We start from the raw sequence: 13,174 nt of genomic DNA, 5'->3' as shown, positions 1-13,174 counted from the left end.
TTTTTTAAGGAGCCAGCAACTGTGAATCAGTCACTTTATGAACGTTACTTACAAGCCAAAGCAGAAAACAAAGCTAAATATGCCCGCGATCTGGCGGCTTACCTCAATGTCAGTGAAGGCGAGTTATTACACAGCCGTGTCGGCATCGACGCAAAGCGTTTGAATATTGACGCTTCTACCCTGCTTCAGGAACTGGCAGCAGTTGGCGAAACCAAGGCGATTACCCGTAATGACTTCGCTGTTCATGAACATATTGGACGCTACGAAAATACTAAATTTAGCCCACATGTTGGTTTGATCCTCAACCCGCGTGAGCTTGACCTGCGTATCTTCTTCGATCACTGGAGCAGCATTTTCTCTTTGGTTGAACCTGCCAAGGATGGTCTGCGTCACAGCATTCAATTCTTTGACCGTCAGGGTGATGCGCTGCATAAAGTTTATGCGACCAGCAACACCGATATGGCGGCCTGGGATGCCCTGATCGAAAAATACCAGACCAGTGAAAACCCCGTGCTGGCGATCCAACCGGAAGAAGTGCCTGAACATGCCGAAGTCACGGAACAACTGAAAGCACAGTTAGATGAAGAATGGCGTGCCATGACTGACGTTCATCAATTCTTCATTATGATGAAACGCCACAACCTGAACCGCCAACAGATTTTCAATGCCGTTAACGATGATTTGGCTTATCGTGTCGATAATTCAGCACTGACTCAACTTATTGAAACAGCTTATAAAGATCAAAACGAAATCATGATCTTTGTCGGAAACCGGGGCTGTGTTCAGATTTTCACAGGTAAATTGGAACGTCTGATGCCTTATCAGGCAGAAAATTCTACTCAGAAATGGCTCAATATCTTCAACCACAATTTCACGCTGCACCTGATTGAAAGTGCCATTGCTGAAAGCTGGATTACCCGTAAGCCAACGGATAGCGGTTTCGTTACCAGCCTTGAATTGTTTGATGCCAACGGCAATCAAATCGCACAATTGTACGGCCAGCGCACGGAAGGGACGCCTGAGCAAGCGCAATGGCGTGAACAAATTGCGGCTTTACCTAAACTGCAACCAGAACAGGAAACGTGTGTAGCATGAAAAAATGGCTTCTAACATTTATGCTTGCCATCTCTTTCAATGTGTTCGCTGCTGAACGCATTGTTACCATTGGTGGCGATGTGTCTGAAATTGTTTTTGCACTTGGCGAAGGACAGCACGTTGTTGCGAGGGACAGTACCAGCCAAAATCCCAAGGAACTGCTTTCTCTACCCGATATCGGCTATATGAGAATGTTGAATTCAGAGGGGATTTTATCCATGCGCCCATCACTGGTGATCACCAGTGAATCGGCTCAACCTTCTCTGGCACTCAAGCAGGTCGAAGATTCCGGTGTAAAAGTTATTAAAGTGACCAGCGAAACCTCGTTAGAAGCCGTTCCTGAAAAAATTATGACCGTCGCCAAGGCGGTCAATCAGGAAAAACGGGGTGAAGCACTGGTTGCCCAGTACCGGCAACAACTGGCCGATATCACCACGTCAGCGATTTCCACTAAGATCGTCTTTGTCATGAGTCATGGTGGCATCATGCCGATGGCAGCGGGTCAGCAAACCGCCGCAGATCAAATTATCCGTGCGATTGGTGCCCAAAATGCGATGCAAGGCTTCCGGGGATATCGCCCTTTGTCTCAAGAAGGGGTGATTGCCAGCAAGCCAGATTTACTGCTGGTCAGCACCGAAGGGCTAAAAACGTTGGGTGGCATGGATAAAGTTTGGCAGCTTCCTGGGTTAAATTTCACGCCGGCCGGCAAGAAAAAACAGGTGGTCATTGTTGATGAAATGGGTCTGCTTGGCTTTGGCCTGCAAACCCCGGCGGTGATGAAACAAGTCCGTGATGCTGCAAAGGATGCCGTGGAGAAAGCGCAATGAGTCGTTCTCAATCCCCCAGCCTTGGTTTGCTAATATTGGGTTTATTGTTGTTGTTTCTGGCAATTAGCTCAGCAAATATGGGGGCATTGCCACTTTCCTTTAAAACACTGTGGGAATCCTCGTTGGAGGACCCCCAGTGGCAGATTTGGTTAAATATTCGGTTACCCCGTATTTTGCTGGCAATCCTCGTTGGCGGAGCGCTGGCAATATCGGGTGCTGTGATGCAGGGACTATTCCGTAATCCTCTGGCTGATCCCGGATTATTAGGGATCAGCAGTGGTGCCGCACTGACCGTCGCAATGGTGATTATCCTGCCTTTCACCTTACCGGCTGGCATTGCGTTATACGGGCATATCATTGCCGCTTTTATCGGCAGTTTATTCGTCTCATCGCTGATATTCATGCTCAACAAATATAACCACGGCAATCTGTCAAAGCTATTACTTGCCGGCATCGCCATCAATGCACTGTGTGCATCATTTATTGGCGTATTAAGTTATATCAGTAACGACCAACAATTACGCCAATTTTCCATCTGGATGATGGGTTCACTCAGTCAAATCGAGTGGCCAACACTGATTATTGCCGCATCACTTATTATTCCTGTTTGTCTGCTGACTTTCAGTCAGGCACGAAAACTCAATTTGCTGCAACTGGGCGATGAAGAAGCGCACTATTTGGGAGTTAATGTCCAACGCACCAAATATCAATTATTGCTGTTGAGTGCCTTATTAGTCGGGTGTGCAGTTGCTTTGACCGGTGTTATTGGTTTTATTGGCTTAGTTATCCCACATCTTGTCAGATTGCGGTTTGGTGGCGATCATACCTGGCTGCTGCCGATATCGGCGCTGGGCGGTGCCTGTCTTTTGTTACTCGCCGACACATTAGCCAGAACATTAGTGTCTCCTGCTGAAATGCCGGTAGGTCTTATCACAGGTTTGATCGGTGCTCCCTATTTTTTATGGCTCATTCTTAAGCCATCAAAAGGCCGTTTATGATAGAACCGAACATGGCAACTCACTTACTTGAAGCCCAACATTTAAATTATTTCATCGGGCAGCGTCAGATAATCAAAGATGTTTCCCTTTCCCTTCGTCAAGGGGAAGTGGTCGCCATTATTGGCCCCAATGGGGCGGGGAAATCAACATTATTGCGTCTGTTGACTGGCTATATTCCGCCCAGATCAGGAGACTGTTTATTAAAAGGCATTCCCATTTCCCGCTGGCCGACCCAGAAACTGGCTCGCATTCGGGCAGTCATGCGACAATATAGCTCCCTCTCCTTTCCTTTTAGTGTCGAGGAAGTCATCGCCATGGGGCGTGTTCCCCATGAAAATACCCACAGGAAAACCGCCATTGATGAAGCGATTGCGTTAACAGAATGTGAAGAACTGAGAAAAAGGAATTATCAACAATTATCTGGCGGGGAACAGCAACGGGTTCAACTGGCAAGGGTTTTGGCTCAACTTTGGCACCCGGAACCGACCGAATCTTGTCTCTTTTTGGATGAACCCACGTCAGCACTGGATCTTTATCACCAGCAACATACCTTGCGCCTGGTTCACCGCCTGACACGCCAACAGCCCATTGCGGTCTGCTGTGTACTGCATGATTTGAATCTGGCGGCACTTTATGCCGATAAAATTATCCTGTTGCACAAAGGTCGGTTAGTGGCATCCGGCACGCCACAAGATGTACTGCGTGACGATATTCTTAAACAATGGTATCAAGCCGATTTGGGTGTTATGCAGCACCCCGAAACCCACCAGCCACAGATCTACCTCCGGCAATAAAAAACGGCTGCTTATCCCCTGTCATTTGGAAGAATAAAATCACCTAACGCCTCGCAAGGGGCGGTTATTACTTTTCTGTTACCCTCTCCCCGTTGAGAAGTCCGCCCTTCACTCAGACGATTAAATCAGTCAGGGACACTGCCCCGCATCACAATAGGCATTATTCTATCGCGAGACAAATCAGGCCAAAAAACAAGAAATATATTGCCTAAGTTTATTATTTCTCTAGAAATAGAAACTAGTTGAAAATTATGAATCCCTATACACTCGTTTAATTCCAAAATGCCGGTACGTCATAAATATGATTGATGAAAAAACCAACACAACAGAAAAGCATCCACATACGAATTCAAGTTACTTGGATGGGTAACGTTAATTTTTATAAATTACGCGCCCGAATTTATGGTGATCGATAAATGGCTGGATTTAGAAAGAGCGACGATAACAGGTTCAACTACAATTTAGATATCTGCATGGATAATTCTGAATATTAATTGCGCTATCAGATTATAAAAATAGGTAAAAAGAGATTACGATGAATACACTAGACATTATAAAAAACAACATGAAATTGTCACACCCCGTTGAAATATTAGAGACATTACTAATACGTCTACATTTATACGATCGCGCATCAAATAAAGACCTTTCATTAAAAAGCAACTTACCTATCCCTATCATTTCGGCATTTAAAAAAGAATTAATAAAATATAATTTCGCTGAAAATAAAGGAGTTTTTAAGTTAAACCCCACGGGTATAAATTATGTGCTAAATGAACTGGAATATAAATCAATTGATATCAATCAATATCATTCACTCTCTTCCGATGAAAAACGAAAAGAGTTTGCAAATGAACTATCCATTTTACTGGAACCTATCTATAACAACAGACCACAAGTCAATGTTTTACTAGATCAAGCCCATGCAACATTAGAGACATCAATAAGCAGGGTCATGTTATTACTTAATAACCCACGGGTATTTAAACAAAACATTCTATTCTTAGGTGATGATGATTTAACTTCTTTAGCCTTAATGATGGCATTTAAAAAACTCGGGCATTATTCTTCAAAAAATATTTTTGTCAAAGATATAGATCAAGATCTATTAACATTTATACAAGATATAGCGAAACAAAATGATTTTGTTATTAATACTGAGTATTTAGATCTAAAACGCGCTAACGTTTACACCAAAGATTTTGACATTATTTGGACAGATCCTCCTTATACGTTAAGTGGGTTGAAATTATTTTTATCACGTGCAATTAGTTTAGCCAAAAATGATAACAGTGAAATTTTACTTTCATTTGGTCAAAAAAAACCGATGGAAAACCAAGAGGTACAGCGGTTACTCAACAACCAAAATCTCCTTATCAGAAATATTTATCCGCAATTCAATAAATATCATGGCGGAAGTATTATAGGTAATGTCAGTGATTTATATGTTCTTTCTGTGACACCACAAACATATCCAATCATTTCAGGGAAAAGTGACTACTCAGATAAAATATACACAGGAGAATTAAATCCTCGTGTAAAATTTTATCAATGCAAATTATGTAATAACATGATAACCATTGGGCACGGAAAAAACATATTAACGATAGAACAGTTAATCGAGACAACGTGTGATAAGTGTCACGGCAATAAATTTCAATATCGAGGTCAAGAGAAAGTAAATTCATCAGCTGATGTAAGGCAACTTGGCACTCACATTATTGTAGATATGAAAGATTGTGATGAAGAAATATTGAAATCTGTATCAACCATTGAAAAAATTATGCTTAATGTTGCCCAAAAATTTGAGTTGAACGTTGTTACTCATAATTTTCATCAATTCAAACCATGGGGTGTCAGTGGAGCACTAATATTGGCTGAGTCACATTTTACTATTCATACATGGCCAGAGTATCATTATGCAGCACTTGATTTATTTGTTTGTAATGAATTTAAACATCAAGACGCGTTTATAACGGAATTACACATGCAGCTTAATGCCCAAGAATATGAGTATAAAATACTACAGAGAGGGTTTTAATTTTAAAATAAGTAAAATATCTTCTTAACACCTTACCCACGAAATAACTGATTGTTAATTAGCCGAGAGTGAAAGGCAATCAGTTACAGAATAATAAACGTACATAATTTTGTGATGTTACGTACATATACCCAACCTTGTGCTTTGTTACCAAAAAACATAAAGGGCTTTGAAAGCCCTTTAAAAAATAATTTTATGTATTGCCTATTCAAATAGAAAGAAGATGTTTGGCGAAACTTTCCTTTTGATTATATTTTCTAAATTTTCTATACTTTGAAGCATAACTTAGCATAGTTTCTTGATGAGGATGTTGACGAATAAATACCCCTCCCCATAAATCATCCCATTTTTGGTAATTTGGATCATTAAGCAAGTATATGTGAGCTTTTTGTATGTTCCAATGAGGGATACCCGGATACAGGTGATGCACTAGATGATAATTGTCATAATGCCTTCCAAACAAAAAGCGTTCCCACCAAACTCCCTTTGTGTTTCTTGTAAGCAATAATGCTTCCTTTTCGGATGCAGGAAGAGGGTAATGTTCAGCTATACCAATAATCCACCCAATAGCAACTGTGACAGTAAATAATGGTATTATCCAAAGCAAAATAAAATACATAAAGAAACCAAAATAAATAATTACTGAAAGAATAACAACCCAATAAATAAAAAACGCTATTGATTCATTGTTATTTTTCGCCTTTTTATTTTCTATTTTACTTTCAACCTTTTTTTCATTTCTTCTTGATTTAATTGCATCCTTTATTACATAGTGTATAAATTTTAACGTTCTATATCCTGAAATGGTTAACAATATGTTTTGTATGAAGAATTCTTTATCATTCTGATTGAAATCATATAAACCACTATCTATATGAAACTTAAGATCAGGATCTTTTTCTGGATTACCTAAATGTGCATGATGATACCTGACATGAGGATCTTTATAAGTATTAAGTAGATGGAAGACTAAATGCCCAGATAAAAAAGTACCTGCAATATAATTTATAAATTTATTTTTAGCTAAAACATGATGAGACGAATAATGTAATATATTGGTAAATGCTCGTTGTGTTGAACCTATCATAAGTAAAGAAAGTGGGTAAAACCAAAAACTTATACCAACACTTAAATATATCGCAGTTATTATAACAAGATAGTCTTTTGAAAGTGCAATAGCCCAGTGATAATTATCTAAACTCCTTAACTCCCGTAAGCTAGCAATCACTTTACGTGATATATTGAAATTATTATTTGACCTTATTTCAGACAATGACATAATTATCTATTCTCCTGATATTTTCATCACAAATAATAAACCAAGCTTCAATTAAGATAAAATAAAAATAGTGTTATTCATACCCTCTTCAATAAATAAACATCAACCAATCACTTCAAGAATAAAAAATACATAACAAATTTAATTTTTAACATTAACAATCTAACATATATCCGGATTTTTCGGTTTTTAAATGAACATATACCCAATGAATTTCAAGTTGCAGCGCGATGACAAGGAAATGACAAATTCTTGCCTCTGGTGAGAGGCAGAAACCTCTCATTAATTCCAGGGAGCATAGATAACCGTATTTTTATAAAAACGATGACCGGAATGTAGTTGTAAATAATAAAGTAGCATAGCCAACAAAGCTGCAACTTGAAAGATGATAGTATAGTAGATATATTATTAAAAACTGTAAGACTATCAAAGATAGCTATTTTAAAATTTCATTTTCTTCATCAATAAGAATTTCTTCTGACTGTAATAGATCTTTAAGCTTTTGAACACATAAAAATTCCTCTCCTACCATAAAAATATTCGGTTGATTATTTTGAATATGCTCAGCCAATTGCATAATTAAAGCCGCAGCCCCTGTCGCTGTTAAGTGAGCTTGTCCTTTCTGATCTTTAATATGAAGAATGTGGTGTCTTTGATGCCCTTTTTCATCCATTCCATGAACATCAATACGAATTTGATGTTGATCACCAGAGCCTGGATGATAAAAAATTTTCTTACGTAACTTTTTGAAAAGATCACCAGATATAAGTTTCCATATACCACTCTTTATAACGAAAGCTAAAATATTATTTGCCTTATGATTATTATAACCGATTCTAGTTGCAACAGTTTTAGCATTTGTAATTAAAGGTAAAATAAATTGTTCAGGCATATCCATACGAAAAACTTTATATTTACCATTATCACCAAATGAAATAATACGTTCATCAGAAAAAGGCAACACTTTCTGATATCTATCACTTTGTTTTACAATAAATGGAATTGCAAGTCTATCCAAATAATCAAATGAATCCGGGCCGGATTTATCCTGAGAAAAACTCAATATACTGATATCAATACTCGTCACGCTCTTAAATGACTTACTCATATCATTGGCAAGGGCTGAAACAACACTTGCCATCCACGAAGATGCAAAAATCATTGAGCTTGTATTTTGCATCATCACAGCCTTACTTAGCGTAATCTGCAACCTTTCCGTCCAACGAGCAATATCTACATAAGCAATGCCGTTTTTATTTGCAAAAGCAAATAAATTATCTTGTGGATCATTAACAGTAGTTAATATTATATCGACATTCATATCTTCGGGCAGGCAAGTATTCTCAATATCAAAAGTGATACCCTCCGCATTTTGTAAATTTTTGGCTAGATCCTTGGCTTTATTAATATCTCTTCCAGCAATGATTAACTTTAGATTAGGAGCATACTGATTCAAAATCAATGCAACCTGATGCCCAACAACCCCGTATCCTCCAACTAATAAAACAGAAAGATTTTTCATTTAACAATCCTCAAAACAGAAAGCAAGACTTTATCTTACTAATGACTAAAAAAATTTAACTAGATTTATAAATATCATTCCTACATATAATCATAAAATATGTATGATATTTAATAAAAATGATTTACTGACCGTTCAGATTTCAGCTATTCCTCAACCTTTTATTTATACGATTCTTAGCCAAATTTCTTCTATTATTTTGATTTGAATCTTCCTTATTTTGATGTATGTTACCTGAAGATTCATCCATCATATTCTGTAATGCTGACCAGAGCTTAATAACAGAGCTATAGGTAAACATCATGGCAATAGGAATATCTACATTTAATTTTTCCTTTAATCTCTCATTGGCCTGAACGATATCAAGCGAAGTCGCGCCCAAGTCAAAAAAGCTTATATTCTCATCAAGATTAATCAACCCCAGTTGATGTTTCCAGATTTCTATAATGACTTTCTTTATTAAATCTTCGGTATAAGAAATTTCAGTATTGGATATATGATCTTTATTATCTAACTGTAGAACATCGTTCTCTTCCATTCTTTCTTTTATTGGTAATACTGATACTGAAAATCGATTAGGGTAATGGGAAAGTATTTGAAGAAAGACATCTTGCCCTTCCCGGTTAGTCAAACCGACTGTTTTGTTGGTATCTAGTCTGTTTTTAGCCGCCATCCCCACTTCTAACCACCGATCCCAAGAGATGGAGCAAATTCTGAAAGGGTGATTATGGTTATCCGCAATAGCCTCTAAATAAGCATTAGCTGCAACATAGGCAGACTGCCCATAGGCACCATAATAAGCTAATAAAGAAGAACAAAGCAGCATAGCATGGAGATTTTTGTCACTGAAATATGACAGCAAGTTATTCACACCACAGACTTTAGCCGCCATGATCTCTCGGTGCAATACCAGATTAGGTTGTGCAATAAGTGCACCGGCATCGGACCCGGCAGCATGAATAACCACACTAAATGGCCCTAATTCGCTTTCAATAGATTGAAGTAAAGAATGAAGATCTTTTTTGCAGGAAACATCAACAGAATGGATATGAACTTCACCACCAAATTGTTCTATTTTTTCAATAGACTCAATTTTTCTCATTGTTTCCATTTGTGTTGGATCTTGCTTTATCGAATCCCATTCAGATCTCGCAGGAAATTTTGAACGGGATGACAACACAAGACGTGCACGATACTGAATTGCTAATGATTCCGCCAGTGCTAACCCGATACCACCAAGACCACCACTGATAAAGACTAAATCACCTATTTGTAATTCATGATCTTTCTTAACCTGATTCAAGGAATTAACCGATAATACCTTAAATTCGGGCACCCACAACTGACCATATCTTATTGCGGCATGATTATATTGACTAAAACCACATTTACCAGAGCTAACAAGCCCTCGTATCAGTGAGTTCAATCGATTGTCTGATATATCATTTCCGGAAAAATCTATCTGCATAGTTTGGTGCTGCTGATATTCATGAGAAATGGATTGAACCAATCCCTTTAACAGTGAAATTGTAGGATTAGGCTGTTCATATCCCAGTACATTTTCAATTTCAGGTGTAAAGAGGACAAATTGTGCAACCTGTAACTCTAATAAATTTAAAATGACGCGAAGTCCTTCCACCCACCGTAGATAATATTCAATGGGATCATTTTCGGACGGTTCATTTTCAGGAATAAGAATCAAAGTACTGTCAGTTAATAATATTAATGATTTAACCTCTTCTAGATTATCAATGAAAATGACTTTACTGCCAGGCCACAATTCTTTGCTTAAATCAAGATAATAAGAATTATTTGTTTGAGTACAGAGAATAAAAACTTGTTGGTATTTCGTTTCTTCCCCTACCTGATAATAAAGTTCTCGTTGCCAACCAGGAGAATAAAGTTTATTTTTATTCTCCTGTTTACTATCACTATTAATATTTAAACCAGAAACTAATTTATCTCTTAGTTTAGCGTATTCCGTCTTGGCAAACTGATACACTGGCATATGAATCAACCGCCCTTCTGGCTGATTGATATTTTCCCACTTAATTCCTTCTGTGCTACACCATATTTTCCCAAGTTGACGATAGAAATACTCATGATCATCATCTGTCAAATTAGGATGCTTAATCATGTTAATGATTAATGGCTTATTTTCACTCTCGTTTTGGTAATACTTATGTACAAAACTGGATAAAGTATTACCCGGCCCCATTTCGATAAATACGAGGTCATTAAACTCAGATAATGTTTCCAATCCCCTCAAAAAATCAACGGTATTCCGCTGATGTGACAACCAATACTCAGGTGCCCTGATACTTTCTACAGAATGCCACACACCCGTTAAATTAGAAATAATGGGGATATTGGGCTGATCAAAGTTTACTGAGTTTAACGAATTAGCATATTCTGCTTGGATTTCATCTATTGCTCTGGAATGGAAGGCATGAGATGTTTTTAATCTTCTGCAATAAATATTATCATTTTGAAGAGCTGATTCCAGCTTATCAATATTCATTGCATTACCAGAGATAACGACAGATTCTTTACCATTAATTGCCGCTATTTCAAGCTCTTCATTAAGATAACTACCTATCTGCTCTGCACTCAATGATACACTCAACATGACACCCGGTGACATCGTTTCGATGAGTTTTGCTCGCTGACTAACCAAATGCAAAGCATCACCCAATGAAAATACCCCCGATATTGTTGCCGCAACATATTCACCTAAACTGTGCCCAAACAGAGCAAAGGGTTTAAACCCTTTGCTCTGGAATAAAGATGTCATCGCATATTCAACAATAAAAATAGCTAATTGAGTTATTTCGTTAGAGACATTCTCTTGTTCAGCCGCATTCACAAAAAAATGATACAATTTTTGTTGAGAATCTTCCGGCAATAAGGATAAACATGCTTGGCAACTCTCCCTGAATACACTTTCCTGCTGATATAAAGCATAAGTCATACCCGGATATTGTGTTCCTTGCCCTGGGTATAAAAAGACCATTTTCTTATCAGAATATTTTACTTTGGCACGAACAAAATCAGATAAGTTATGATTTTCCTGATCCCCTGAGCAAACCAGTACAGAACGGTAATCAAAGTGTTCCCGTCCTTGCTGCAAGGTATAAGCAATATCAGATAACTTATATTGCTTCTCTGACAAAAATTTCAGCAATTCATTTTCCATCATTGATAAACTGGCTTCATTTTTTGCTGAAAGAGGTAAAAGAGTGAGTTGTTCCGGTATTTCAGATTGCAGTGGCTGATATGATATTTCTTCAAGAATCACATGCGCATTTGTTCCACCAATACCAAAAGAGCTGACTCCTGCTCTTCTGATCGATTGACTATGCCATTCCTGACTATGCGTATTAATGTAAAAAGGTGACGACTCCAGCTTAAGCTTAGGATTTGGTGTGTTGAAATACTTATTGGCGCACAACATTTTATTTTTCAACATTAACGCGGTCTTAATTAAACCGGCCATACCTGCTGCACTATCGAGATGCCCGAGAATGGATTTAGCCGAACCTATTGCGATACTGCCCGCCGGACAACCATCAAATGCGTTTTTTAACGCAGTTATTTCAATAGGATCACCGAGCTTAGTGGCTGTTCCATGCGCTTCAATATATGAAATTGATTTAGGGCCAACCTTGGATACGGTGATTGCACTACGAATAACATCTGTTTGCCCTTCAATACTCGGCGCGGTATAGCCCACTTTTCTCGCACCATCATTATTGATGGCACTTCCCTTAATCAGAGCAATAATAGATCGTTTCTCTTCAAGGGCCTGTTTCAAAGGTTGTAGAACAATAGCGCCAACGCCTTCTCCACCGACAGTGCCATTGGCATGTTCATCGAAAGGACGACACATACCATCCGGTGACTCAATCATGCCATCCAGATAGAGATACCCTTGCTGATTAGGCGTCGTCAAAGCTGCGGCCGCTACTAAAGCTACCTGGCATTCACCCAGTAACAATGCGCGGGCAGCCATGTGCACAGCAGTTAATGAAGAAGAACACGCCGTTTGTAATGCGACTGCCGGCCCCGTCAAACCGAGCTTATAAGCTAAACGCGTCGCTGCAAAATCTTTCTCAATAAGACTAAATGCAGAAAACAGACCCACTGCATCTTGTTTACTTTCTTCATAAGCAGCCATCTGCCACTGCAATTGAGCACCGGCCACCAAATAACAGCCTACTTTTCCTTTATAAACCGACGGTGCTATGCCTGCTGAACCCAATGCGTCAAAACTACATTGATGCAGGTGTCTGATTTGTGGTTCAAGTAATTCTGCTTCTCGTTTATTGTATTGGAAAAATTCGGCATCAAATCTTAAAGGATTTTCAATCACACCTTTTGCATTGACATAATTCTGACTTTTATACTCGTTCTCAGGAACACCATTTTCAGCTAAAGTTTCATCAGAAAAACGGGTAATACAGTCATTACCTTCAAGACAATTTTTCCAAAAACTTTCTACCGTTGGACTATTTGGGAATTGACAAGAAATACCAATGATAGCGATTTCTAGACCTGTTAATTTTTGAGATGATTTATAATCAGTTAAATTTTCTTTTTTATTCATAATATGTCATCA

Annotated in this window: 8 protein-coding genes; 5 read left to right on the top strand and 3 right to left on the bottom strand. The window is 38.4% G+C overall.

From position 1 onward, the window contains the following. Positions 1 to 21 precede the first annotated feature (21 nt). The 5 genes from XDD1_RS08345 (at position 22) to speD (ending at position 5,755) form a co-directional block, all read left to right on the top strand. Positions 22 to 1,095: a hemin-degrading factor gene (locus tag XDD1_RS08345; protein ID WP_045970294.1), complete on the top strand. Its 1,074-nt coding sequence runs from the start codon at positions 22 to 24 to the stop codon at positions 1,093 to 1,095. Further along, complete coding sequence (locus XDD1_RS08340; protein WP_045970293.1) at positions 1,092 to 1,922, top strand: heme/hemin ABC transporter substrate-binding protein; 831 nt, start codon at positions 1,092 to 1,094, stop codon at positions 1,920 to 1,922. The genes XDD1_RS08345 and XDD1_RS08340 overlap by 4 nt, the downstream gene beginning before the upstream one ends. Beyond that, a complete protein-coding gene (locus tag XDD1_RS08335) occupies positions 1,919 to 2,920 on the top strand; it encodes a FecCD family ABC transporter permease (protein ID WP_045970292.1) in 1,002 nt (333 codons plus the stop codon). The genes XDD1_RS08340 and XDD1_RS08335 overlap by 4 nt, the downstream gene beginning before the upstream one ends. After that, entirely contained in the window at positions 2,917 to 3,714 is a 798-nt protein-coding gene (locus XDD1_RS08330; RefSeq protein WP_045970291.1) for a heme ABC transporter ATP-binding protein, read from the top strand. Before XDD1_RS08335 ends, XDD1_RS08330 begins: the two co-directional genes overlap by 4 nt. 535 nt (positions 3,715 to 4,249) lie before the next feature. Continuing rightward, entirely contained in the window at positions 4,250 to 5,755 is a 1,506-nt protein-coding gene (speD, locus tag XDD1_RS08325) for an adenosylmethionine decarboxylase (RefSeq protein ID WP_045970290.1), read from the top strand. 208 nt (positions 5,756 to 5,963) lie between these two features. Here speD and XDD1_RS08320 read toward each other — a convergent pair whose 3' ends face one another. From XDD1_RS08320 to XDD1_RS08310, 3 genes are all read right to left on the bottom strand, one after another. Next, positions 5,964 to 7,034, bottom strand: a complete 1,071-nt coding sequence (locus tag XDD1_RS08320; RefSeq protein ID WP_045970289.1) for a fatty acid desaturase family protein — start codon at positions 7,032 to 7,034, stop codon at positions 5,964 to 5,966. A gap of 436 nt (positions 7,035 to 7,470) precedes the next feature. Beyond that, the gene (locus XDD1_RS08315) at positions 7,471 to 8,556 is read right to left on the bottom strand and encodes a saccharopine dehydrogenase family protein (protein ID WP_045970288.1); all 1,086 of its coding nucleotides are present in this window, start codon (positions 8,554 to 8,556) and stop codon (positions 7,471 to 7,473) included. A gap of 142 nt (positions 8,557 to 8,698) precedes the next feature. Beyond that, on the bottom strand, positions 8,699 to 13,162 hold the full coding sequence (locus XDD1_RS08310; RefSeq protein ID WP_045970287.1) for a type I polyketide synthase: 4,464 nt from the start codon (positions 13,160 to 13,162) through the stop codon (positions 8,699 to 8,701). Between the last annotated feature and the right edge of the window lie 12 nt (positions 13,163 to 13,174).

The sequence above is a fragment of the Xenorhabdus doucetiae genome (assembly GCF_000968195.1).
GTDB classification, from domain to species: domain Bacteria; phylum Pseudomonadota; class Gammaproteobacteria; order Enterobacterales; family Enterobacteriaceae; genus Xenorhabdus; species Xenorhabdus doucetiae.
This window is presented reverse-complemented; position numbering and strand designations above follow the sequence as displayed.